Origin of the sequence: Promicromonospora sp. NPDC050262 (assembly GCF_040655935.1) — a bacterium.
In the GTDB taxonomy this organism is placed as follows: Bacteria; Actinomycetota; Actinomycetes; order Actinomycetales; family Cellulomonadaceae; genus Promicromonospora.
Window position 1 is genome coordinate 137,316 of the sequence record NZ_JBFAKX010000014.1, and the last position, 23,070, is coordinate 160,385.

Annotated in this window: 24 protein-coding genes; 12 read left to right on the forward strand and 12 right to left on the reverse strand. The window is 72.8% G+C overall.

All coding sequences use genetic code 11. The annotated features are described in order from the left end of the window. Nucleotides 1-60: 60 nt before the first annotated feature. From AB0I29_RS20350 to AB0I29_RS20380, 7 genes are all read right to left on the reverse strand, one after another. On the reverse strand, nucleotides 61-990 hold the full coding sequence (locus AB0I29_RS20350; protein ID WP_357484950.1) for a haloacid dehalogenase-like hydrolase: 930 nt from the start codon (nucleotides 988-990) through the stop codon (nucleotides 61-63). Beyond that, nucleotides 987-1,985, reverse strand: a complete 999-nt coding sequence (locus AB0I29_RS20355; protein WP_285106671.1) for a formylglycine-generating enzyme family protein — start codon at nucleotides 1,983-1,985, stop codon at nucleotides 987-989. The genes AB0I29_RS20350 and AB0I29_RS20355 overlap by 4 nt, the downstream gene beginning before the upstream one ends. After that, the gene (locus AB0I29_RS20360; RefSeq protein WP_285106669.1) at nucleotides 1,982-3,481 is read right to left on the reverse strand and encodes an arylsulfatase; all 1,500 of its coding nucleotides are present in this window, start codon (nucleotides 3,479-3,481) and stop codon (nucleotides 1,982-1,984) included. Before AB0I29_RS20360 ends, AB0I29_RS20355 begins: the two co-directional genes overlap by 4 nt. 129 nt (nucleotides 3,482-3,610) lie before the next feature. Continuing rightward, complete coding sequence (locus AB0I29_RS20365) at nucleotides 3,611-4,333, reverse strand: ZIP family zinc transporter (protein WP_285106667.1); 723 nt, start codon at nucleotides 4,331-4,333, stop codon at nucleotides 3,611-3,613. A 105-nt stretch (nucleotides 4,334-4,438) separates the two neighbouring features. Then, complete coding sequence (locus AB0I29_RS20370; RefSeq protein WP_357484956.1) at nucleotides 4,439-5,722, reverse strand: ABC transporter permease; 1,284 nt, start codon at nucleotides 5,720-5,722, stop codon at nucleotides 4,439-4,441. Next, entirely contained in the window at nucleotides 5,719-6,414 is a 696-nt protein-coding gene (locus AB0I29_RS20375; protein WP_285106664.1) for an ABC transporter ATP-binding protein, read from the reverse strand. The genes AB0I29_RS20370 and AB0I29_RS20375 overlap by 4 nt, the downstream gene beginning before the upstream one ends. A gap of 151 nt (nucleotides 6,415-6,565) precedes the next feature. Beyond that, a complete protein-coding gene (locus AB0I29_RS20380) occupies nucleotides 6,566-7,276 on the reverse strand; it encodes a GntR family transcriptional regulator (protein ID WP_285106663.1) in 711 nt (236 codons plus the stop codon). A gap of 167 nt (nucleotides 7,277-7,443) precedes the next feature. Between AB0I29_RS20380 and AB0I29_RS20385 the strand changes: the two genes are divergently transcribed. The 4 genes from AB0I29_RS20385 to AB0I29_RS20400 all read left to right on the forward strand — a co-directional run bounded on the left by AB0I29_RS20385 (nucleotide 7,444) and on the right by AB0I29_RS20400 (nucleotide 10,628). Continuing rightward, a complete protein-coding gene (locus AB0I29_RS20385) occupies nucleotides 7,444-8,832 on the forward strand; it encodes an MFS transporter (protein ID WP_285107068.1) in 1,389 nt (462 codons plus the stop codon). After that, nucleotides 8,829-9,854: an L-idonate 5-dehydrogenase gene (locus tag AB0I29_RS20390; RefSeq protein WP_357484961.1), complete on the forward strand. Its 1,026-nt coding sequence runs from the start codon at nucleotides 8,829-8,831 to the stop codon at nucleotides 9,852-9,854. Before AB0I29_RS20385 ends, AB0I29_RS20390 begins: the two co-directional genes overlap by 4 nt. Nucleotides 9,855-9,967: 113 nt before the next feature. Continuing rightward, nucleotides 9,968-10,480, forward strand: a complete 513-nt coding sequence (locus AB0I29_RS20395) for a DinB family protein (protein ID WP_285106660.1) — start codon at nucleotides 9,968-9,970, stop codon at nucleotides 10,478-10,480. Between the two features lie 7 nt (nucleotides 10,481-10,487). Then, nucleotides 10,488-10,628 (forward strand): DUF4184 family protein, encoded by a 141-nt coding sequence (locus tag AB0I29_RS20400; RefSeq protein WP_357484965.1) that lies wholly within the window; start codon nucleotides 10,488-10,490, stop codon nucleotides 10,626-10,628. Here the strand turns inward: AB0I29_RS20400 and AB0I29_RS20405 are convergent. Beyond that, a complete protein-coding gene (locus AB0I29_RS20405) occupies nucleotides 10,619-11,131 on the reverse strand; it encodes a MarR family transcriptional regulator (RefSeq protein ID WP_285106656.1) in 513 nt (170 codons plus the stop codon). The genes AB0I29_RS20400 and AB0I29_RS20405 overlap by 10 nt on opposite strands. Nucleotides 11,132-11,136: 5 nt before the next feature. Further along, entirely contained in the window at nucleotides 11,137-11,496 is a 360-nt protein-coding gene (locus AB0I29_RS20410; protein WP_357484969.1) for a nuclear transport factor 2 family protein, read from the reverse strand. A gap of 156 nt (nucleotides 11,497-11,652) precedes the next feature. Between AB0I29_RS20410 and AB0I29_RS20415 the strand changes: the two genes are divergently transcribed. The 4 genes from AB0I29_RS20415 (at nucleotide 11,653) to AB0I29_RS20430 (ending at nucleotide 17,400) form a co-directional block, all read left to right on the forward strand. After that, on the forward strand, nucleotides 11,653-13,074 hold the full coding sequence (locus tag AB0I29_RS20415) for a sigma-70 family RNA polymerase sigma factor (RefSeq protein ID WP_357484972.1): 1,422 nt from the start codon (nucleotides 11,653-11,655) through the stop codon (nucleotides 13,072-13,074). A gap of 781 nt (nucleotides 13,075-13,855) precedes the next feature. Then, nucleotides 13,856-15,457: a DUF222 domain-containing protein gene (locus tag AB0I29_RS20420; protein WP_357485047.1), complete on the forward strand. Its 1,602-nt coding sequence runs from the start codon at nucleotides 13,856-13,858 to the stop codon at nucleotides 15,455-15,457. 141 nt (nucleotides 15,458-15,598) lie between these two features. Next, complete coding sequence (locus AB0I29_RS20425) at nucleotides 15,599-16,393, forward strand: SDR family oxidoreductase (RefSeq protein ID WP_285106652.1); 795 nt, start codon at nucleotides 15,599-15,601, stop codon at nucleotides 16,391-16,393. A gap of 206 nt (nucleotides 16,394-16,599) precedes the next feature. After that, nucleotides 16,600-17,400, forward strand: a complete 801-nt coding sequence (locus AB0I29_RS20430; protein ID WP_285106639.1) for a CHAD domain-containing protein — start codon at nucleotides 16,600-16,602, stop codon at nucleotides 17,398-17,400. Nucleotides 17,401-17,418: 18 nt separating this feature from the next. On the opposite strand, the gene AB0I29_RS20435 is transcribed toward AB0I29_RS20430, so the two are convergent. Continuing rightward, a complete protein-coding gene (locus AB0I29_RS20435; RefSeq protein ID WP_285106638.1) occupies nucleotides 17,419-18,372 on the reverse strand; it encodes a WYL domain-containing protein in 954 nt (317 codons plus the stop codon). A gap of 17 nt (nucleotides 18,373-18,389) precedes the next feature. Beyond that, on the reverse strand, nucleotides 18,390-18,962 hold the full coding sequence (locus tag AB0I29_RS20440) for a dihydrofolate reductase family protein (RefSeq protein WP_285106635.1): 573 nt from the start codon (nucleotides 18,960-18,962) through the stop codon (nucleotides 18,390-18,392). 229 nt (nucleotides 18,963-19,191) lie between these two features. Here AB0I29_RS20440 and AB0I29_RS20445 point away from each other — a divergent pair, with 229 nt between their 5' ends. Continuing rightward, nucleotides 19,192-19,878, forward strand: a complete 687-nt coding sequence (locus tag AB0I29_RS20445; protein ID WP_357484978.1) for an alpha/beta hydrolase — start codon at nucleotides 19,192-19,194, stop codon at nucleotides 19,876-19,878. 18 nt (nucleotides 19,879-19,896) lie between these two features. Here AB0I29_RS20445 and AB0I29_RS20450 read toward each other — a convergent pair whose 3' ends face one another. Continuing rightward, nucleotides 19,897-20,823, reverse strand: coding sequence for a trypsin-like peptidase domain-containing protein (locus AB0I29_RS20450; RefSeq protein ID WP_285106632.1), 927 nt, complete (start codon nucleotides 20,821-20,823; stop codon nucleotides 19,897-19,899). A gap of 156 nt (nucleotides 20,824-20,979) precedes the next feature. Here AB0I29_RS20450 and AB0I29_RS20455 point away from each other — a divergent pair, with 156 nt between their 5' ends. The 3 genes from AB0I29_RS20455 (at nucleotide 20,980) to AB0I29_RS20465 (ending at nucleotide 23,053) form a co-directional block, all read left to right on the forward strand. Next, entirely contained in the window at nucleotides 20,980-21,450 is a 471-nt protein-coding gene (locus AB0I29_RS20455) for a carboxymuconolactone decarboxylase family protein (RefSeq protein WP_285106630.1), read from the forward strand. Between the two features lie 110 nt (nucleotides 21,451-21,560). Further along, on the forward strand, nucleotides 21,561-22,361 hold the full coding sequence (locus tag AB0I29_RS20460; protein WP_357484982.1) for a MerR family transcriptional regulator: 801 nt from the start codon (nucleotides 21,561-21,563) through the stop codon (nucleotides 22,359-22,361). Beyond that, complete coding sequence (locus AB0I29_RS20465; RefSeq protein WP_357484985.1) at nucleotides 22,358-23,053, forward strand: GPP34 family phosphoprotein; 696 nt, start codon at nucleotides 22,358-22,360, stop codon at nucleotides 23,051-23,053. Before AB0I29_RS20460 ends, AB0I29_RS20465 begins: the two co-directional genes overlap by 4 nt. Nucleotides 23,054-23,070: the final 17 nt, after the last annotated feature.

Consider the following 23,070-nt stretch of genomic DNA (forward strand, 5'->3'; position numbering starts at 1 on the left):
GGCGCCGTCCGGCCTCACCCGCGTCGGGTGAGTCCTGGCGCCCGGCGTCGGTCCGGGGTGTCAGCGCGGTGGCTCGTCCTCGACGAACACCGAGACCCAGTCGTCCTTCATGCTCACGGTCGTCCAGCCGAGGCGGTCGGCCGTCGCCGTGACGGGCTCCGTCGCCTCGAAGGTCTGGGCCTGGCTGGCGTAGGAAAACTCCCGCTCGGGGTCGTCGTGGTCGACCAGGAGCGAGAGGTGCGGCCCGTCGGCGGCCGCCGCCCACTCGAGGAGCTCGTGGTCCCCGGCCGAGTTGCCGGCCGCGAGCACCGGGGGCCTGCCGAGCTGGGTCTGGATGTTCGTCACCTTGGCGGCGCCCTCGTTGACGTCGCCCAGCACCCGGGCGGTGCGCCGCAGGGCGGGCCGGCCGTCGGCGTCCTGCCCGAGGTCGTACGCGATCATCGTCCCGACGACCAGCTCAGGCGGCACACCGTACAGCTCCTGGCTGACCGCACGGACGAACTCGGTGCCGCCGCCCGTGACGACCCCGACGGTGAAGTCCAGCGCCCGCAGCGCGTCGAGGAGCTCGAGCATCGGGCGGTAGCGGACGGCGCTCAGCGACCGGCCCAGGGTGGGATGGGCGCCGGTGTCGAGGAAGGTCCGGGCCTCGCGTGTGAACGCCCGCGGGTCGAGCCCCTGGAAGAGGCCGGCCAGTGCCAGCGCCACGCGTTCGAGCCCGATCTCCCCGACCGCGGCGGTGTCGCCCGCGAGCACCGCGCGAAACTCGGCCTCGCCGGCGAGCGCCGGATCCTCCCGCACCCGCCGCCGCAGCGCGTCGACGTAGAACTCGTACTGGACGTAGGTGGGGCGCTCGCACCACAGCGTGCCGTCGTTGTCGAAGTAGGCGACCCGTTCGTCGCGCGGGATCGAGCGGGCCTGGTCGAGGAACCCGAGGAGGGCGTCCCGGGTGCCGCCGGGACGCCACGAGGGGAGCTGGCCGACGTCGGTCATGGTGCGACTCCAAGGAGAGTGGTGCCTGGCGGAACAGCGGGGGCCGCGTCGTCACGGACGCAGCGGAAGCCGATGTGGCTCATCCCGGTGTCGACGGCCTGCGGCCGGCGCGCGGCGGGCCGGTAGCGGCGGCAGTAGGTGTCGGCGCAGAGAAAGGACCCGCCCTTGATGACCTTGCGGGGCACGGCGAACTGCGGCTGACGCGGGTCCCGGCTGGCGTCGGCGTCCCCGCCGCGCGGGTTCACGGGCGCGCAGCACGCGTCGGGTGCCGCCGCGGGGTGGCGGCCGGTCCACCAGTCCGCCGTCCACTCCCAGACGTTCCCCGCCATGTCGAACAGGCCGTACCCGTTCGGCGGGAACGACCCCACCGGGGCCGTCCGTGTGAAGCCGGACCCTCCGGTCGACCGCCACGGGAAGTCCGGCCCGTCCCAGGTGTTCGCCAGGACGCGTCCGCCGGGCCGGGCCTCGTCACCCCAGGTGAAGCCGGCGCCGTCCAGGCCGCCCCGGGCGGCGTACTCCCACTGGGCCTCCGTCGGCAGGCCCGCCCCGGCCCACGCGGCGTACGCGGCGGCGTCCTCGTGGGCGACCTGGACCACGGGGTGGTCGCCACGCTCGTCGATCCCGGAGCCGGGCCCCTCCGGCCGGCGCCACGACGCCCCGGGTACCCAGGCCCACCACTGGCTGAGGTGGCGCAGGTCCACCGGTCCGGGGGTCGGGGTGAACACCATGGACCCGGGCGCGAGGTTCTCGGGCGGCGCGCCCGGGTAGAGCGCCGGGTCCAGCGGCCGCTCGGCCACCGTCACGTACCCCGTGGCCGCGACGAACGCGTCGAACCGGGCGTTCGTGACGGCGAACCGGTCGATCCGGAACCCGTCGACGCGCACGGGGTGCGCAGGCGCCTCCTCCGGGTAGTGGTCGTCGGAGCCCATCCGGAACAGCCCGCCGCCGAGCCGCACGTCCTCGGCGGTCCGGGCGCCGTCCACCGGGGCCGTCACGTGTTCGGTAGACCGGCCTGGAGCTTGGCCAGCACCTGGTCGATGTTGAAGCTCGCGGGCTCCTGACGGGCAGGGAACTCGGCCAGCGTGGTCAGCATCCTGGCCACGTACGCCTGGGCGGGTACGAGCAGCCACGCATGGTCGAGCATCCAGTCGAAGTAGGAGTTCGACGTGATGTCGGCGCGCTCGAACGGGTCGGTGCGCAGGTTGAAGATCTTCGGCGCACGCAGCTCGACGTACGGCTCGAGCCAGATGTCGAGCGTCCCGGCCGCGCGCTGCTCCAGGAACACGATCTTCCAGTTGTCGAAGCGCAGCCCGGTCAGGTCGCCGTCGTCGGACACGTAGAAGAAGTGCCGGCGCGGCGACTCCTCGGCGGCGCCGGTCAGGTAGGGGAGCTGGTCGTGGCCGTCGAGGTGCACCTTGTACCGGGTGCCGGCGAGCTCGGTCCCCTCCCGCAGCTTGTCGGCGATCGTCGGCTCCCCGGCCGCGGCGAGCAGGGTCACGAACCAGTCGTTGTGGCTGAAGAGCCCGTTCAGCACGGTGCCGGGTTCGATCCTGCCGGGCCAGCGCACCATCGCCGGCACGCGGTAGGCACCCTCCCAGTTGGAGTTCTTCTCGTTGCGGAACGGCGTCATCCCGGCGTCGGGCCAACTGTTCATGTGCGGGCCGTTGTCCGTGGCGTAGATGACTATCGTGTCCTCGGCGATGCCGAGCTGGTCCAGCTCGTCCAGCAGGCTGCCGACGACGTCGTCGTGGTCGAGCATCGTGTCGTGGTACTCCGACTGCCACCGTCCGGCCCGGCCCTTGCTCTCGGGCTTGCCGTGGGTGCGGAAGTGCATGTGGGTGGAGTTGAACCACACGAAGAACGGCCGGTCTCCGCCGGCCTTGTCCCGGATGAAGCCGAGCGCCGCGTCACGGAACTCCTCGTCGACCGTCCGCATGCGCTCGCGGGTCAGCGGCCCGGTGTCCTCGATGCGCTGCGTACCGTCGCCGTTCGCCCACGAGTGGAGGACCCCGCGCGGACCGAAGTTCTTGCGGAAGTCGGGAAACTCCTCGGGCCTCGGGTAGTCGTCCAGCTCCGGTTCCTCCTCCGCGTTCAGGTGGTAGAGGTTGCCGAAGAACTCGTCGAACCCGTGCATGGTCGGCAGGTGCTCGTCCCGGTCGCCGAGATGGTTCTTGCCGAACTGGGCGGTCACGTAGCCCTGCTCCTTGAGCGCCGTGGCGATCGTCGGGTCCTCGGGCTGCAGACCGACCTTCGCGCCCGGCATGCCGACCTTCGTCAGCCCCGTCCGGTACGGGTTCTGCCCGGTGATGAACGCCGCCCGGCCCGCGGTGCAGCTCTGCTCCCCGTAGTAGTCGGTGAACCGCGCGCCCTCGGCGGCGATCCGGTCGATGTTCTCCGTGCGGTACCCCATCACGCCGTCGGAGTAGGCGCTGATGTTGGTGATCCCGATGTCGTCGCCCCAGATCACAAGGATGTTCGGTGCGTCAGCCACGCTGCCTCCTTCGGGTCGGCGGCACGGGCCGCGGTCTGCTCGGGTGACCCCATGCTCGCCGCGGCGTCGCCGGCCGGACTCCCCCAGAACGGGTGAGCTGCGTGACGGCGGGGGCGCCCGGCCGCGCCGTCAGAGTGCGGACAGCATCAGGGAGACAGCGAAACCGATCGCCACCAGGGAACCGGTCGCCACGCCCTCCACCTTGTACGACTCGGGCAGGAGGGTGTTCGAGACCATCGCGAGGAGCGCGCCGGCCGCGAAGCCCTGGGCGGCCGCCCCGGTGCGCCCGCTGGCCGGGTCGAGCAGCAGATAGCCGAGCGCGGCGCTCACCGCCGAGACCAGCACGACGACGGACCACATCCACAGCACCCTTGACCGCGCCCAGCCCGTGGCGCGCAGCCCGCTGGACGACGACAGGCCCTCGGGGAAGTTGCTCAGCACGATGCCCGCCAGGAGGGCGACGCTCACGTTGCCCTCCAGGACCGTCAGGCCCAGCACGAACGACTCCGGGACGCCGTCGAGCACCGAGCCGAAGACGATCGCGAGCGGGGCGCCGTCGGCCTGGGCCCCGCCCGCGTCCTTGCGTCCGCCGCCGCCCTTGCGCCCCAGCCACCAGTCCCCCACGGTGAAGGTGGCGGCGCCCACCAGCGTGCAGAGCCCCACCAGGGCGACGGACGCGGTCTCGACCGCCTCGTCGACCAGCTCGAAGGCGACCGACCCGATGAGCAGGCCGGCGCCGAGCGCCATGACGACGGCGATGAACCGGCGGCTCGGCGCCCCGGCGTAGGCGACGAGGGCGCCGACGAGCAGCGCCGCCGCACCGACCGCACCCCACAGCGCGGCTACGAGCATCGGGCCGGGCCGGTCAGGACGCCGCCGTCGTCCCAGAAGTCCATGACCTGAAAAGTAGCCGCACGCCTGCTCCGCCGCCCGGCGAAGGCGCCGCCCGCCGTCCGGTCACTCGTAGCGCAGCGAGGAGATCGGGTCCTGCCGGGCGGCCCGCAGGGCGGGCAGCGTGCCGGCGACGAACGCGATGGCCATGACGCCCAGCACCACGGCGGCGACCGTCACCGGGTCGAACGCGATGAGGGTGAGCCCCGGGAGGTTCGCCAGGAGGTCCCCGGACACGCCGCCCACGAGCTGCCCGACGCCGATCGCGGCGAGCACGCCCAGGGCGCTGCCGACCAGGCCGATGACCACCGCCTCGATGCTGAACAGGGCGAAGACGCGCGGGCTGGACAGCCCCATCGCCTTCATGAGCCCCACCTCGCGGGTGCGCTCCTGGACCGCCATGAAGAGCGTGTTGACGATGCCGATGGCGGCCGCGACCAGCGCGATCACCGCGAACCCGTTGAGCACGAGCACGATGGCGTCGATCACGGAGGTGATCGTGCCGAGCTGGTCCTCCAGGGTGCTGGCGGTGTAGCCGGCGTCCTCCAGCCGGTCCTTGAGTGCCTGCGTCGCCTCGTCGCCCGCCGCGGCGTCGAACGAGACGGACGCCTGGGCGTACCGCGCGGTCTCCGCCTCCGGCGCCCCCGTGGTCTGCAGGTCGTAGAGCGTCTCGGCGAGCGTGTCGTTGGGGATCGCCCCGGCCATGCTGATGACACCGGGCTCGGCGATGCCCACGACGTCCGCCTCGGTGGTCACCTGCGTGCCGGTGCCGTCGGTGACGGCCAGCACGACGGTCTGCCCGACGGCGTCGGCCGCGGTGCCCAGGCCCAGCGGCTCCAGGTAGCTCTCGGGCAGCACGACCTGCGGGTCGGCGGCGTCGAGGTCGACCTGGGTGCCGGACGCGAGCTCGACCTTCATCCCCGGCACGAACTGGGAGATCGAGAGCTGGAGCTTGTCGCCGCCGTCGTGCTGCACGTAGTCGGTGGTGACGTTCTTGACCGGCTCCACGGACAGCACGCCGTCGATGCCGGCGATCGTGTCGATGTCGTCGTCGGTCAGGGCGGTCGTCGTGGCCCCCGGCGGCCCCTCGACCGCGATCTGGTCGGGGTCGTACTCGGCGGGACCGCCGTCGGCCGGGGCGTCCTCGTTCGTCGCGGTGACGGTCATGACGTCGTCGACGCCCACCGAGGCCACCGTGTCGTCGATGTACCGGTTGATGCCGGTACCCAGGCCGTTGGTCACCGACAGCGTGAACGCGCCGATGAAGATGGCCAGGACGGTCAGGCCGGTCCGCAACCGGGACCGGAACGCGTTGCGGAACGCCGTGGTGACGACGTCGAGCGCCCTCATGCCGCCACCTCCGCGTGCGCGGCCACGCGGCCGTCGCGGATGTAGACGCTGCGGTCGCAGCGGGAGGCGAGCTCCTCGTCGTGCGTGACGACCACCAGGTTGATTCCCTGGCGCCGGTTCAGGTCGAAGAGGATGTCCTCCACGACCGTCCCCGTGGCGGTGTCGAGGTTGCCGGTCGGCTCGTCGGCGAAGATCACGCGCGGCGTGTTGATCAGCGCCCGGGCGATGACCACGCGCTGCTTCTGCCCGCCGGACAGGTCGTTGGCCCGGTTGCCCGCCTTGTCGTCGAGCTCGAGCTGGGCCAGCGCCGCCATCCCGCGGGCGGTGCGCTCGCGGCGCGGCACGCCGGCGATCTTGAGCGGGAGCGTCACGTTGTCCAGCACGCTGGCCTGGGCGTTGAGGAAGAACTGCTGGAAGACGAACCCGAAGGCGCTGTTGCGGGTGTGGTTGAGCTGCCGCGCGGACAGCCGCGAGGTGTCGGTGCCGTCGAGGGTGATGGTGCCCGCGGTGGGCCGGTCGAGCAGGGCGAGCAGGTGCATCAGGGTCGACTTGCCCGAGCCGCTCTTGCCGACGATCGCCAGGGACTCGCCCTCGGCGATGTCCAGGTCGAGGCCCTTGAGCGCCTCGAAGGCGCTGGGGCCGGACCCGTAGGTCTTGCGCAGGTTGCTGACGGTGATCAATGGGGAGGCCACGTCGGCCGCCTCTCTCGTGGTGCCGGAGATGTTGACGTGACCGACTCTGGTCCACCACGGGCGCCCGCGAATCGTCCCAGCGATGACTCCTGTGTACCCCCCTGGTAGTACACGGGGTCGCCGGACCGCTCGCCCGGGCGGCAGGGAGGGGCTACTCCCAGACCGCGATGCTGCGGCGCACGGGCACGGTCCCGTCGTCCGCGGCGAACAGCTCGGGCGAGCGCTGCCGGGTCTTCTCGATGTCGTCGAAGACGGCGCGCAGGTGCGCCCGGAGGCTGGCGCGGGCGCTGGAGATGTCACCGGCGACCACGGCGTCGAGGATGGCATGGTGCTCGTCCACGAACCGGCCGACGCCGTTGGTCTCGTGCAGGCCGAGGCGGCGTGCGCGGTCCAGGTGCCCCTTGGCCGCCACGACCGTCGACCAGGCCCTGCCGTGCCCGCTCAGCCGCAGCAGACCGTGGTGGAACGCCTCGTCGAGCGCGAAGAACCGCTCGATGTCGAGCCCGGGCTCGCGCTGCTGCTCCAGGTTGGCCCGGAGCTCCGCGAGCAGGTCGGGGTCGAGGGTTTCGGGGATGTCGTCGAACGCCGCCAGCTCGACCGCCTCGCGGAGAAACTGCGCGTCCGCGACCCGCTCGGCGTCGACCCGGGAGACGAAGGACCCGACCTTGGGGAAGACCCGGACCAGGCCCTCCTCACCGAGCAGGATCAGGCTCTCCCGCACCGGCGTACGGCTCACGCCGAGCGACGCGGCGAGCTCGTTCTCCGACAGGGAGGCACCCGGAGCGAGCTCCAGCGTGAGCACCTTGCGCCGCAGCGTCTCGTAGACGACGCTCCGGTTGGATCGGGTCGAGGCTTGCCCCATGCCCGGAGTCTAGACGAGACGACGCGCTCTTCCACGCCACCGACGGTTGACACAGGCTTGTGGACGCTGCTTACATACAAGGCCTGCCACACATCGGCCGACGCGGCCGTTCGGACAATGACGTCAGTCAAAGAAGTCAAGGAGCACCTCCCATGGCGGACACCGCTATGACCTCACCGGGCGACACCTCACCGGGGAACACCTCGCCGGGCAACGCAGTGACCCGGTCGACCAAGGACCTGACCCGGGCCGCCGTGTCCGGCTGGCTCGGCACGGCCATGGAGTTCATGGACTTCCAGCTCTACTCGCTGGCGGCCGCGATCGTCTTCAACCAGATCTTCTTCCCCGGGGTCAGCCCCGCCATCGCGCTGATCGCCGCGATGGCCACCTACGGCGTGGGGTACGTCGCGCGGCTCGCGGGCGCCGTCTACTTCGGCCGCATGGGCGACCGGATCGGACGCCGCAAGGTGCTGTTCCTGACCATCGCGCTCATGGGCGTGTCCACCACGCTGATCGGCGTGCTGCCGACCTACCAGATGATCGGGATCGCCGCGCCGATCCTGCTGGTCGCGCTGCGGCTCGTCCAGGGCTTCGGTGCCGGCGCGGAGATCGCAGGCGCCACGGTGATGCTCGCCGAGTACGCGCCGGTCAAGCGGCGCGGCCTGGTCGCCTCGCTGGTCTCGCTCGGCACCAATTCGGGCACCCTGGCGGCCTCCGCCCTCTGGGCCCTGCTGCTGGTCGTGCTCAGCGAGGAACAGCTCCTGTCGTGGGGCTGGCGCCTGCCGTTCCTGCTCAGCTTCGTGCTGATGATCTTCGCCGTCTGGATCCGCCGGAACGTCAAGGAGAGCCCGGTCTTCGAGGCCCGCCCCGACGTCGTCGACGGCGTCGCCCTGACCCGTGCCGAGGTCAAGGAGACCGAGACCGCGCCCGTGCTGGAGGCCGCCCTGGCGCAGCGCAAGGGCAAGGCGTTCTTCCTGGCCCTGGCCCTGCGGTTCGGCCAGGCCGGCAACTCCGGCCTGGTGCAGACCTTCCTGGTGGGCTACATCGCCACCAGCCTGGCCACGGACCGGGCGCTGCCCACCGAGGCCATCATGTGGGGCTCCATCGCGGGCTTCGCGACCGTGCCGCTGGTCGGCATGCTCGGCGACCGGTTCGGCCGCCGCGCCATCTACACCGCGCTCTCCCTGCTGACCATCGCGTTCGCGTTCCCGATGATGCTGCTCATCACGAGCGGCAGCACCGCCGCGCTCCTGTTCGGCATGATCGCCGGCCTGAACCTCGGCGTGCTGGGCCTGTTCGCCCTGGAGAGCGTGACGATGGCGGAGCTGTTCGGCGCCCGCACCCGGTTCACGCAGCTCGCCCTGTCCAAGGAGATCGGCGGCATCCTCGCCACCGCGATCGGGCCGGTCATCGCGGCGTCGCTGACCGCCGCGACCGGGAGCTGGTGGCCCATCGCCGCGATGCTCATCGTCTACTCGACCATCACCCTGGTCGCGGCGCGCCTCGCGCCCGAGACCCAGGGGCGCGACCTGGTCCAGCTCGAGGACGCGGCATGAGGGCCGTCGTCGTCCACGGCGCCGGTGACCTGCGGGTCGAGGAGCGTCCCGACCCCGTGGCCGGGCCCGGCGAGGTCGTCGTGGCCATGGAGTGGGGCGGCGTCTGCGGGTCCGACGTCGCCTACTGGAAGAACGGCGCCTCGGGCACGGCCGTGCTGCGCGACCCGCTCGTGCTGGGCCACGAGGTGGCCGGGCGCGTGGTCGCGAGCGGCCCCGGCGTCACCGGCTGGACGCCGGGCACCGCGGTCACGGTGCACCCGGCGCAGGCCACTGCCGAGTCCGTGCTGCCCGAGCGGCTGGCCGGACGCACCAACCTGCACTCGCAGGTCCGGTACTTCGGGTCTGCCGCCTTCCACCCCCACACCGACGGCGGGTTCAGCGAGCTGCGGGCCGTCCCCGCGGCTCAGCTCCGCCGTCTGCCCGACGGCGTCGGCACGGAGCTGGGCGCGCTGGCCGAGCCGCTCGCCGTGGCGATGCACGCGGTACGCCGGGCCGGCGCCGTCGTCGGGCGCGACGTGGTGGTCAACGGCGCCGGCCCCATCGGGTGCCTGGTCGTGGCCGCCGCGAAGCACGCCGGCGCCGCCTCCGTGACCGCGGCCGACGTCTCCGACGCCTCCCTGGCCGTGGCCAAGGAGCTCGGCGCCGACCACGTCCTCAACGTGGCGGGCGGTGACCTGCTGCCGCCGGACAGCGAGCTCGTCTTCGAGGCCTCCGGCGCCCCCGCGGCGCTCGGCGGCGTGCTGCGGGCCACGGCCCGCGGCGGCACCCTCGTGCAGGTCGGCAACCTGCCCGGCACCGCGGCGCCCGCCGCCCTGGGCGACCTCGTGACCCGCGAGATCACGTGGATCGGCGCCTACCGGTTCGTCGAGGAGATCAGCGACGCGCTCGACGCGCTGCGCGACGGGCTGGACGTGTCCGGCGTGATCACCCACCGGTTCGGCATCGAGGAGGCCGGCGCGGCGCTGGCGGCCGCCGCGGGCCGGGACAGCAGCAAGGTGATGATCCGGCTCTCGGCGGGCTGAGCGTGCGGCGTCGGCGGGGCTGAGCAGCCGCCGTCGGTGGGGCTGGGCAGCCGCCGTCGGCGGCGCTGTGGCATCGTGGCACCGCACGCGACGTCGAGGCCTGAGGGGGAACGATGCGGGGTACGGATCTGCTGGTGGACGCGTTCGGCCGGATCAAGGAGACGGTGCACGGCGCGGTCCGGGGACTGACCGCGGACGAGCTCGCCTTCCGGCCCGACGACGGGTCCAACTCCGTCGCGTGGCTCGTCTGGCACCTGACCCGGGTCCAGGACGACCACGTCGCCGACGCCGCGGGCACCAGCCAGATCTGGTCGGACGACGGCTGGGACCGCCGGTTCGGGCTGCCCTTCCCGGCAGAGGAGACCGGATACCGGCACGACGCCGACCAGGTCGCCGCGGTCCGCGTCCCCTCCGGCGACCTGCTGACGGCGTACCACGACGCCGTGCACGACCAGACGGTGCGGTACCTGAACCGGCTGTCCGACGAGGACCTCGACCGCGTGGTCGACACGCGGTGGGACCCGCCGGTGACGCTCGGCGTCCGGCTGGTCAGCGTCGTGAACGACGACCTGCAGCACGCGGGCCAGGCGTCGTACGTGCGCGGGCTCGTGCTCCGCCGTCGCTGACGAGCTGATGCCGTTCACGCTCTCGCACCCCGCCGCGGTGCTGCCCCTGCTGTGCCATCCGTTCAGCGCGGCCGCGATCGGGGCCGGGGCGGTCGCGCCCGACCTGCCGTACTTCGGTCCCGGATGCCAGGCCGTCGCTCAGGGATGATCCGCGGGGCGCGGAAGCGACCCGTGCGCGATCAGGTGGTCGTAGATGCCCTCGAACGCGCTCGCCAGCTGCCGGGTCTGCGCGCCTGACAGCGCGTCGAGGAAGACGGAGCGCACGAACGCGACGTGCCCCGGCGAGGCCCGTCCGAGCAGGGCACGCCCCTCGTCGGTCAGGGTGACGTCCGTCGCCCTGCGGTCGTGCACGCTCGGGGTGACCTCGACCAGGGTTCGGCGAGCCATGCGCAGCACCTGGTGGGACACCCGGCTTCGTTCGGCACCGATCCGCGTGGCCAGGTCGGAGACCGTCATCCTCCCGTCCTGGTCACTGGTGAGCGCGACCAGGACGTCGTAGTCCGCCAGGGAGACGTCGGCGTCGGCCTGGAGCTGGTGGTTCATCTCGTACCGCAGGCGCAGGTGCACCTTCATGTAGGCGTACCAGGCGCGCGCCTGGTCGTCGTCGAGGAAGGCGAAGGGCGACTCAGGAGGGACTTCGTACCCGCCCATGCGGTTCAGCGGAACAGGACGGTGTAGACCTTCGCGAGCAGTCCGTCGCGGACGAAGCCCATGTCCGTCCCGCGGACGACCGGCGGCGCCCCCTCGGGTCCGAGCGCCCACGCCAGGTAGCCCATGTCCTGCACCTGGTAGAAGTCCCCGTCCGTGCGGAACACGAGACCCGGCGCTCCGTCCTGGATCTCCCGCACCTTCGTGTCGAGCGCCTCGTGCCCCTCCACCTGACCCTCCGCGTCGGCGAAGACCACGTCCTGGGTGTACGTGCGGCGGATCGCCTCCACCCGGCGAGCGGGGTCACGCTCGCCGAAGACCTCCAGCAGGTTGGCGCGCATCAGCTTCTCGAGCCTCGGATCCGACATGGCACCCCTCCAGATTTACGTGAAGTTTCACTCAAACTAGATGCCCGTACGCCGCCCGTCAAGGCGATCGTGCGTTGACGCACATTCTGCTTTTCGTCGCGCGGCCGGTGCCCGGCCTCGGTGGAATGGTCCCCGAACGGGAGGGGATGGACCGGTATGACTGCCGCACGCGCGATGCAGCTTGACGACTGGGTGGTGCACCGGCCCAACGTCGTGCGCTCCGTCGCAGCACGCGTACCCGGCATCGACGCCGAAGAAGCGACCAGCCGCGCGCTGGAGAAGATGGTCCGCATCGTCTCCACCGGCGGCACCATCGACGACCCCGCCCCCTACTGGCGCAGGGCCGCGGTCAACGAGGCCATCTCCATGACCCGCGAGGCCGGGCGGGCACGCCCGGTCGAGGACGACACCCTCGATGCCCTGACACCGCCGGTGGCCGGCGCCGAGCTGGACGCCGAACGCGAGGCGGACGTCTCCATGCTGCGCACCGCGCTGTCCGACCTGGCCGACGACGACCGCAAGATCCTCCTGGACCGCCACGTCCACGACATGGCCGTCGCGGACATCGCCGGCGACCTCGGCGTGCGTCCGCACGCGGTGACCATGCGGCTGCGCCGTGCCGAGGAACGCCTCGCCGGCGCCTTCGCCGCCGCCCACGCACAAACCGTCAACGAACCCGAGTGCCGCACCACCCGCGCCGCCATGCACGACTACCTCAAGGAGCGGCTGCTCCCCCGGCGTCGCGCCCGGGTCGAGGCACACATGGACGGCTGCGCCGAGTGCACGCGCGCGTTCACGGACGTGCGCGAGGTGTCGTGGATGCTGCGCGACCTGGGACAACACCTCGTCGCGGGCGCCGTGGCCACGGGTGCGCTGGGCGCCGCGGTGGCCGGTGCGGCGGGCGCGGGTGCCGGAGCCGGTGCGGGGGCGGCCGGGGCTGCGGGCGGCGCGAAGCCGTCGTTCGGCAAGAAGGAGGCCGCGATCGTGGCGGGCGTGCTCGCCGCGCTCGCGTTCGGTGGCGGTGCGGCGGCGCTCGTGGCCAACCAGCCGGACGACCCGCCGGCCGCGGAGTCGGTCGCCAACCCTGGTGGCGGGGGCGGCGGGGGCGGCGCGGGCAGCGCGGGAGGCGGGGGCGGCGCGGGTGGCGGGGGCGGCGCGGGCAGCGGTGACGGAGCGGACGACAACGGCTTGACCGCTGTCGAGGACTCGGCCCGCGATATCGCCGGCACTGTGTCGACGTGGCTCGACAACCTCGGCACGCTGAGCGACTCGTCCGACGACGGCGTCGACACCGCGACAGGTGACGGCGCGCCCGCCGACTCCCCCGCCGGTCCCGACAGCACCGCCGACGGTGCCGAGGAAGACGGCGGCAGTAGCGACAACAACGGCGGAGGCACCGGCGGCGGCGCCGTCGACTCCGGCTCCGACGGACCCAGCAGCGCGGACGGCGCAAGACCGGGCTTCGGCGCGGAGCTGTCGGACTGGTTCACGCGGCTCGGCATCGCGGGCATCCCCGCGTTCCTGCTACTGGTCTTCCTGCTCTGGCTCTGGGACCGCTGGTCCCGCGCGGACGACTAGAGGGTTGATTACAGGGGTCGGTGGTCGAAGGGGTCAGGCTCCGGCGGCAAGTGAAGTGCTGACGCTGACGCTGATGCAGCGAAGTTTGATGCCCTACGTCTGAACGTGCTGCGACTTGGGAGTGTCGAACTCACGATTTTCGGCAGTCCGGTACCCCGGTCGCCTGGCGTCCCGGGGCGGCGGGGCGGCGGGGACCGCGCAGGAACGCGGCTCGGAGCGGTGTTGGAGGCTGCTCGCCTCACCGGTGATAGGCGCACTCGTCTCGACCTTGCACTGCCCGGCTCTGTGCCGTGCGGTCTTCAACCGAACGGGACTGTTGCCCGGCTCGGCACTGCGTCGCTCCGCGCTGCCTGGTCCTGCGCTGCCTGGTCCTGTGCTGCGCGGTCCTGTGCTGTGGCCGGCGCGGGTGTTCCTGAGGTTTCCGTCCCCGCGACGAGCGTCTGGCGTGATCGACGAGACGGCCCGCCCGTTCGGGGCCGCCGGCCGCCGAGTTCCAAGACTTGTCCACAAGACGAACTGCCAGTTCTGCTGTTGGCAGATCGGGTTGGTTCGACGAGCGATGCGAACGGGTGTGCCATATGTTGATGGCATGACGCGAACGGGTGAGATGCTGACGGCGGCAGGCGAGCAGCCTGCGCGCTCGGTGCTGCCCGACGGCGCTCCGCAGCACGGTGGTGCTCCGCAGCGCGGTGGTGCCGTGCCGTCCGGTGCGCCCGCGTCCGCGCCCGGCGGGGTCGTTGACGTGGCGGGCGTGCGGGCGGTGCGGGAACTACTGGCAGGCATGATCCTGCCCGGTGCCACTGACACCGGGCCAGGTGCTCTTGTTTCCGGTGCGGTACAGGCCGAGTGGGTCGACCTGCTCGGTGAGCTGGAGGCCGTCAAGAACACGATCACCGCGACGCAGGCCCGGCTGGCGGTCGTGTTGGACGAGGCAACCCGGACCGAGGAGGCCCGGCAGAGCATCCGGTCCGAGCGGCGCGGACGCGGTGTCCCGAACCAGGTCGGTGCCGCGCTGCGGGTGAGCCCGCACGCCGGGGCCGGGTTCGTGAGCACGTCCCGGGTCTGGGTCACCCAGATGCCCCGCACCTTCGCCGCGTTGCAGTCCGGGGTGCTCTCCCCGTGGCGCGCCACGCTCCTGGTCCGCGAGACCTCCCACCTGACCCTGGAACACCGCGCCCTGATCGACGAGGAGATCTGCGGCCCAGCGCATCTGGCCGAGCTGGCCCGGATGGGCACACGCCGCCTGATCGCACGCATCAAGGAACTGGCCGCCCAGTTGGACGTGCACGCGTGCGTCAAGCGCAACGCCAAGGCCGTGTCGGAGCGGCGGGTGTCGGTGCGGCCCGCACCCGACCTGATGGTCTACCTGACCGCCCTGGTCCCGATGGCTGAGGGCGTGCAGGCCTACGCCCAGCTCAAGGCCCACGCAGACGCTGTCAAAGCGGCGGGTGATGAGCGGAGTGCGGGGCAGATCATGGCCGACACCCTCATCGAACGCACCACCGGACGCGAGTCCGGACACGCCCAGGACGTGCCAGTCACGATCAACCTCCTGGTCTCGGACGACACCCTCCTGGCTAACGGTGACCAGCCCGCCGTGGTGGTCGAGGGAGCCCCGGCGGGTGTGGGCGTCGTCCCGGCTCCGGTCGCCCGCCACCTGGCAGCGCACGCGATCGACACCGACACCGCGTGGCTGCGCTCGATCTACGTCAACCCCCACGGCCGGCTGCTGGCCACGACCTCCACGTCCCGGTTCCACCCCCACGGCCTGGCCGCCCTTCTCCGCGCCCGGGAGCAGGGGATCTGCGCCACCACCTGGTGCGACGCCCCGATCAGACACCTGGACCACATCACCCCGCACGCTGAGGGCGGCCCGACCAGCCTCGACAACGGCCAGGGCCTATGCGCCAGATGCAACCACGCCAAGCAGGCACCCGGCTGGTCACAGAAAACCACCCAGCTCCACGGCCGGCACGCCGTCGAGACCATCACACCCACGGGGCACACCTATGTCTCGATCGCGCCCCCACCACCAACACCAGCCAGAACCAGCGCCACGGACCCCGGCCAGCACCCCAGTGCGCCCGAAAACGGACCAGCAGCCAACGAGACCGACCACACTCCAAGCCCAGCCGCAGCCCGTGACCGCACCACGACACCAGCCTGGACCCCCGCCGTCGGCATGACCGGCCCCGCACCCGGCCACACCCCACGCAGCCGCTACCAGATCGGCTGCCACACCACCCCCACCCACAGCGCGATCGCCTACCGACCCAGCCCACCACCCCACCAACCACGCCCGGCGAATCGACCCAGCCGGTCACCTGCTCGAGCCCGCACCCGGTCCCGACACCCCGACCTCTCCTGGACCCACCCCACCTGACCCACCCAGGGCCAACGGCACCCGCGAGGTCACGCACTACAAAACCTTCCATATGGACGCAGACACCGCGCTTGCGCGCCGTGCCGGATGGTTCAGTCTGGGTGCACCGGGTAGAGCCGTCACGACACAGCAGGGGGAAGCATGCAGATCGATCTGACCGGCAGGACCGCACTGGTGACCGGCTCGACCCAGGGCATCGGGCGGGCGATCGCCGCGAAGCTCGCCGACGCGGGCGCCCGGGTGGCGATCAACGGACGCCGCCCGGACGGCGTCGTCGCCACGATCGACGAGCTGCTCGAGGAGTCGGCGGACCGCGAGCTCGTCGCGGCGACCGGCGACGTCACCGACGCGGCAGGTGCCGCGCAGGTGCTCGCGGCCGTGGGCGACGTCGACGTGCTGGTCAACAACCTGGGCATCTTCGGCAGCGTGCCGCCGCTGGACATCGACGACGACCAGTGGCGCCGGTACTTCGAGGTCAACGTCCTGGCGGCCGTCCGCCTGATCCGCGAGACGCTGCCCGGCATGACGGCGCGCGGCTGGGGACGCGTGCTGAACATCGCCAGCGACTCGGCCATCGTGATCCCGGCCGAGATGATCCATTACGGCGTCTCGAAGACGGCGCTGCTGGGCGTCTCCCGCGGCTTCGCCAAGGAGGCGGCGGGCACCGGCGTGACGGTCAACTCCGTCATCGCCGGCCCCACCCACACCGGCGGCGTCGAGAACTTCGTCTACGAGCTCGTGGACGAGACCCTGCCCTGGGAGGAGGCGCAGCGGGTGTTCATGCGGCTGTACCGCCCGCAGTCGCTGCTCCAGCGGCTCATCGAGCCGGAGGAGATCGCGAACATGGTCGCCTACCTCAGCTCGCCGCTCGCCTCCGCGACCACGGGAGCCGCCGTCCGGGTGGACGGCGGCTACGTGGACTCGATCCTGCCCTGAGCTGCGGTACCGGCCCAGAGGAAGGGCACGACCATCGTCAGCAGCGTGACGACCGGGCCGATGATCACCATCGACGGCCCCAGATGGTGTCGTCCGGGCCCCCGTCGCATGACGCGCGGTAGCCTGGCGGGATCGCCACCTCTGACGCCGGCACGACGCGCCCCGGGACCGCGGGCGAGCTGCTGACCCTCGCGGTCGGCGACCTGGTGCGCCGGATCCACGACGACGTCCCCGCGGCGCTGGCCGACGAGCCCGACGCCGTGCACCGCCTGCGCACGTCGGTACGGCGCCTGCGCAACGTGCTGGCCGCGTTCCGCAGGTACCTCGACCGGGACGCCGCGGCCGTGCTCCGGTCCCGGCTCAAGGAGCTCGGCGACGTGCTGGGGAAGGCCCGCGACCTGGAGGTCCGGGCGCAGCAGGCCGCCGCGGCGTCCGACACCGCGGGACTGGACGACGCCGCCCGCTCCGCTCTCGTCGACCCGCTGCGGACGGCCCATCTGCACGCCCACGCGGAGGCGGTGCGCTGGATCCGGTCGGAGCAGAGCCGCGACCTGGACCGGCTGCTGGCCGAGTGGGCGGCCCTGCCCCGGCTCGGCGACCGGGCGGGGCGGCCGGCCAGGAAGGCGGCCCGCCGGACAGTGCGGCGGCAGGCGGCGCGCACCCTCGACGCCGCGCCCCGGCTCGCGGACCCGGAGGCCGCCCACGAGCTGCGCAAGGCGGCGCGGAGGCTGCGGCACACCTGCGACGCCGTCACCCGCGAGCCGGTCGGGCTGCTGGGCGGCAGGACCAAGGACCTGGGCGCCGTCGGCCACCGGATCCAGTCCGTGCTGGGCGACCACCGCGACGCGCTGCTCCTCGCCGAGCACGTCCGCGACCACGCCCGCGCGCACACGGACGACGCCCGCGCCTACGACGGCGTGGTGGACCTGTGCCAGGGCCGGGCCCTGTCCGCCCTGGCGGACCTCCCGGCCACCCTGGGCGACCTGGAGCGCCGGGCCCACCACTGACCAGGGGGACCGCAGGTGCTACGAGTCCCGGACCGCGGCCGCCAGCCGCTCCGCGAGCGTCGCGACCGCGGCCCGCAGCTCGGGGCCGTCCTCGACCCGGAAGGCGAACGGCACGCTCGCCAGCCACTCCTGCGCGTACATGGCCGGGTTGCGGGTGGTGCCCGTCAGGACGCACCGGTCCTCCCCCACGGCTTCGAGGCGGCCCATCTGCGCGCCGACCCAGGGGGCGACGTCGGCGAGCGGGGCGTCGAACACGACGCGCGTGGTGAACTGCCAGCCGGTGCCGAGGTGCTCCTCCAGCGCCGCGACGGGGTCGAGGTCGGCGGGCGGCTCGAAGGGCCGGTCCGTGTGCTCGACGGCGATGACCCGGTCCACGCGGTAGGTGCGCACGGCGTCGGCGCGGTGCGAGTGGCACAGCAGGTACCAGCGCCCGTAGCGCACGACGACGGCCCAGGGGTCCACCTCGGCGACCCACTCGCTGCCGGACTCGCCGCGGTAGGTGACCAGCACGCGCCGTCGGGCGGCGACGGCGGCGACGAGCTCGCTGGTGACGGCGGTGTCGGGGCGGGCCGCGTACCGGTCCGGGGCCGCGGAGGCGTGCTCGCGCAGGGTGGCGGCCTGCCGGCCGACGTCCTCGGGCAGCGCGCGGATGACCTTGCCGAGCGCGGTGCTGACGAGGTCGTCGGCCTCGGGGTGGCTGTCGAGCACGGCCATAACCAGGCCGAGCGCCTCGGTCTGCGTGAACGTGACCGGCGGGAGCCGGGTGCCCCGCCCGAGCCGGTAGCCACCGTGCGGCCCCCGGGCCGAGGTGACGGGGATCCCCGCCTCACGCAGGATCTCGACGTACCGGCGGGCGGCCCGCTCCGTGACGCCGAGCCGGTCCCCGAGCTCGTCCGCCGTCGTGCCCGGGCGCGTCTGCAGGATCTCCAGGGCGCGCAGGGCGCGGGCGGTGGGGCTGGTCTCGGACGGCACCCCTGCAGGCTATGCCGTCAGCGCACGACGTCGAAGACCTGCTTCTGGACGCCGTTCCTGTACGCCTCGTGCTCGACCAGCCGGAGCTTCTGCGCGGGCTTGTCGGTGTCGCTGAACAGCGGCTTGCCCTGGCCCAGGAGCACCGGGAAGACCAGCAGGTGGTAGGAGTCGACGAGGCCCGCGTCCGCGAGCGCCCGGGTGAGCGACACGCTGCCGTGCACCTGGATCTCGCCGCCGTCGGTCTCCTTGAGCCGGGCGACGTCGTCCAGCGAGCGCAGGATGGTGGTCTCACCCCAGTTGTCGGTGAGGTCCGCGTCGGTGAGGGTCGTCGAGACGACGTACTTGGGCAGCTCGTTGTAGCGCGTGAACTCGGCCATGTCCGGCCAGACCGGCGCGAACATCTGGTAGCTGGTGCGGCCGAGCAGCAGCGCCCCGGCCTCCTCCTGCTCGCGGCCCTTGAGCTCGTAGGCCTCGGGGACCATGTCGACGGTCTTGAAGGTCCACGCGGTGTCGTGCAGCTCGGGGTCGCCCCCGGTCGGGTCGACCTTGCCGTCGAGCGAGACGAAGTGCGTGGCGACGATGGTGCGCATGCGGTGGATCTCCTGTCGTGGTGGCCGCGCGGTGCGGCGTCCTGCGGGCGGGGTGTGTGGGGTGGGTTCTACGGGTTGGACGGGAGCGTGGCGGCAAACTCATCGGCTTCGCGCGGGATTTTCGATCCGGAAGCGGAACGTCCGGAACCGGTCCTAACGTGGTGTTCGCGGGGATCGCACCGCACCGTATCCACCACCCAGCACGGGATCAGCCCGGGAGACGAGAATCATGGACATCCTGCTCATCGGCGGCCTCTGGCTCGACGGTTCGGCCTGGGACGACGTCGTCCCGCAGCTCGAGGCGCTGGGCCACCGGCCCGTGCCGGTCACGCTGCCCGGCCAGGGCGACGGCCGGGCGGACGCCACGCTCGCGGACCAGGTCGCCACCGTGGTCGCGGCCGTCGACGCGGCGTCCGGCGGGCCGCTCGTCGTGGGGCACTCAGCGGCGTGCACCCTGGCGTGGCTCGCGGCCGACGCCCGCCCGGAGGCGGTGGCCGGCGTGGTCCAGATCGGCGGCTTCCCGTGGGACGACGGCAAGCCCTACGCCGACCTGTTCCCCGTCACGGACGGCGTGATGCCGTTCCCCGGCTGGGAGCCGTTCGCGGGGCCCGACTCCGACGACCTGGACGAGGCGGCCCGGAGCACCTTCGCGGCCAAGGCCGTCCCGGTCCCCGAGGGGGTCGCCCGCGGCGTGGTGCACCTGAGCGACGAGCGCCGGTTCGACGTGCCCGTGGTGGTCGTGTGCCCCGAGTTCACGCCCGCCCAGGCGCGGGAGTGGATCGACGCCGGCGACGTGCCCGAGCTCGCGCGCGCCAAGCGCGTCGACCTGGTCGACATCGACTCGGGCCACTGGCCCATGTTCACGCGCCCGGCGGAGCTCGCCCGGCTCCTGGCGGACGCGGCCGCGGCGGTGTGACGACGGCGCCCGGTGCCCTCACGGCGAGGTGACGAGCTCCTGCGGGAGCACCACCGCGTCGACGAGGGCGCCGTTGCGCCACACCGTCACCTCGGTGCGCCGCCCGATCGCGTCGCCCACCATGAGGCGCTGCACGGCCGTGGTCGTCACGACGGTCGAGCCGTCGATCGCCACGAGGATGTCGCCGCGCCGGATCCCCGCGAGGTCGGCCGGGGACCGCGCGATGACCTGCGCCACCTGCATGCCGGTCCGGGAGCCGACCCGTTCGGCGACCGGCTCGGGCAGCACCACCTGCGCGCCGGCGATGCCCAGCCACGCGCGCCGCACCCGCCCGTCCCGGACCAGGGTGTCGATGATGGCCCGGGTCGTGGCGTTGACCGGCACCGCGAGACCCAGGCCGATGCCCGCCACGGCGGTGTTGACGCCGACGAGCCGGCCTGACGTGTCCGCGAGCGCTCCGCCGCTGTTGCCCGGGTTGAGCGCCGCGTCGGTCTGCACCACCTCGTCGATGATCCGGCCGGCCCCGGTGGGCAGCGACCGGCCGAGCGCGGACACGATCCCGGCCGTGACGCTGCCCGCCAGGCCGAGCGGGTTGCCGAGGGCGACGACGAGCTGCCCCACCCGCAGGCCGGCCGCGTCCCCCAGCGGGAGGGCGGGCGGCACGTCGTCGTCCGCACGCAGCACGGCGAGGTCGGAGAGCGGGTCCCGGCCGATCACCCGCGCGGCGACCTCCGAGCCGTCGGAGAACGAAGCCCGGACGTCGGTGGCCGACTCGACGACGTGCGCGCTCGTGAGCAGCAGCCGCTCGCCCGGGACGACCGAGGCGCTGCCGGCCCCGGCCCCGCGTGCCGTCCGCACCGAGACCGCCGCGACCGACGGCAGCACGGCGTCGACCACGCGCACGATCGCCGCCGAGTAGGCGTCCAGTGCCTCCTGATCGTCCATAGGTCCCATCAGACACCGCGCGACGGGCATGCCGGGAGGAGATTCGCCAGGGGCAGACAAGGTGTCGTGGGCGGCCGGTCACATTCGTGGGCCGGTCCCGGTCAGGTGTGCGGACCCGCGACGCGGGCCGTCACCCTCACCAAGGAGAGCACACACATGGACGCCAGGATCGACTTCTTCGGTAACCCCTTCGCCGGAAAGGTCCTGCGGCACATCAACTCCGCGAACAAGCTCGTCGTGGACTCGACCCTGCCCGCCGTCACGCAGGAGCTCGTGAAGATCCGGGCGAGCCAGATCAACGGCTGCGGCTTCTGCACCGACATGCACACCAAGGACGCCGCGGCCGCCGGGGAGACGCAGCTCCGGCTGAACCTGGTCGCCGTCTGGCGGGAGGCCACCGTGTTCACCGAGCCCGAGCGGGCCGCCCTGGAGCTGACCGAGGAGGGGTCGCGCCTGGCCGACGCCTCGGGCGGCGTCTCCGACGAGACCTGGGCCCGGGCCGCCGCGCACTACGACGAGGACCAGCTCGCCGCGCTGATCTCCCTGATCGCGATCATCAACGCCTACAACCGGATCAACGTCATCAACCGGCAGCCCGCCGGGGACTACGTGCCCGGCCAGTTCTGACGTCGGCGGCGGCCCGCCGGACGACATCCGCTCCGCTTGACTGTGCCCCGGGGGCATGGTTTGGACTGGTGTCTGCCGGCGGTCCGCCGGCGGACCGAGAGGAGCGGACAGTGGCCTGGAGCACCCGCCAGCTCGCGGAGATCGCGGGGACCACGATCAAGGCCGTCCGCCACTACCACGAGATCGGCCTGCTGGAGGAGCCCGCCCGCCGCTCGAACGGGTACAAGCAGTACGAGACCGCGCACCTGGTGCGGCTGCTGCAGATCAAGCGGCTGAGCGACCTCGGCGTGCCGCTCGCGCAGATCGCCACGATGAGCCGCGCCGACCAGGATCCCGACGAGGCGCTCCGCGTGCTCGACTCCGAGCTGGAGGCGACGATCACCCGGCTCCAGCGCGTCCGGGCGGAGCTGGCGGTCATCCTGCGCCATCGCGCCCCGGCGGACCTGCCGGTGGGGTTCAGCGCCGTTGCGCGCGACCTGACCGACGTGGACCGCTCCATGCTGATGATCTACGCCCAGGTGTTCGACGACGACGCCATGGACGCGCTGCGCGACCTGATGCACGACCAGCCGCACACGGACGCGGACGACCAGTTCGAGACGCTGCCCGCCGACGCGGACCGCGCGACCCGGCAGGCGCTCGCCGAGCGGATCGCGCCCATCATGCGGCAGCAGCTTGCGACCTACCCCGCGCTCGGCGACGCCGATTCGCACTCGCTGCACGGCCCCGGCCTGACGGGGAGCGCCGTCGTGCAGGCGCTGCGCGAGTTCTACAACCCGGCGCAGCTCGAGGTGCTCTACCGCGCGCACCTGATCGTCACCGGACAGACTGACGAACGGCTCGACGACGAGGAGCTCGTCGTGGACCGGACGCCCCGACCAGCCGACCCCGACGAACGGACGAGACGTTGACCGCACCGACCACGCCCGACACCGCGCTGATCGCCGAGGACCTGCTCCTGCTGCTGTTCGACCCCCGGTCGGGCACCATCGCCGGGGAGAACACGCTCTTCTACACGCTGGCGGGCGCGGTGCTCACCGAGCTCGCGGTGGGCGACCACGTCGAGATCGACGGCAAGCCCGGCCTGACCGGGCCCCGGATCACCGCGAACGCCGGCAGCCCACCCGCCGACCCGCTGCTGCGCGAACGCTGGGAGCTGCTCGTCGAGAAGCCACGCGGCGCGCAGACGTTCCTCGCCGAGGCCGGCCCGCGGCTGCGCGAGCCGCTGCTCGACCGGCTCGTCGAGCGCGGCCACGTCGGCCGCGAGAAGCGCAAGGCGCTCGGGTTCATCCCCACCACCGCCCTGACCGACGGCGGCACGCCCCGCCGCGCGGAGCTCGTCGCCGCGGTGCGTCCCGTGCTGGCCGACGGCGCCGACCCCGACCCGCGCACCGCGGTGCTCGCGGCCCTGCTCTCGGCCAGCGGCAGCCTGCCGACGCTGCACCGCGACATCCCCTGGTCCGGCGCCGTCTACACGCGCGGCAAGGAGCTGGAGCAGGGCGACTGGGGCGCGGCCGCCGCCGGCGAGGCCGTGCTCAGGACCACCATCGCGGTCACCACCGCGAGCGCGGCCATCGCGATCGCGGCCGTCCAGAACACCTGACCTCGCCGCGGTCCGGC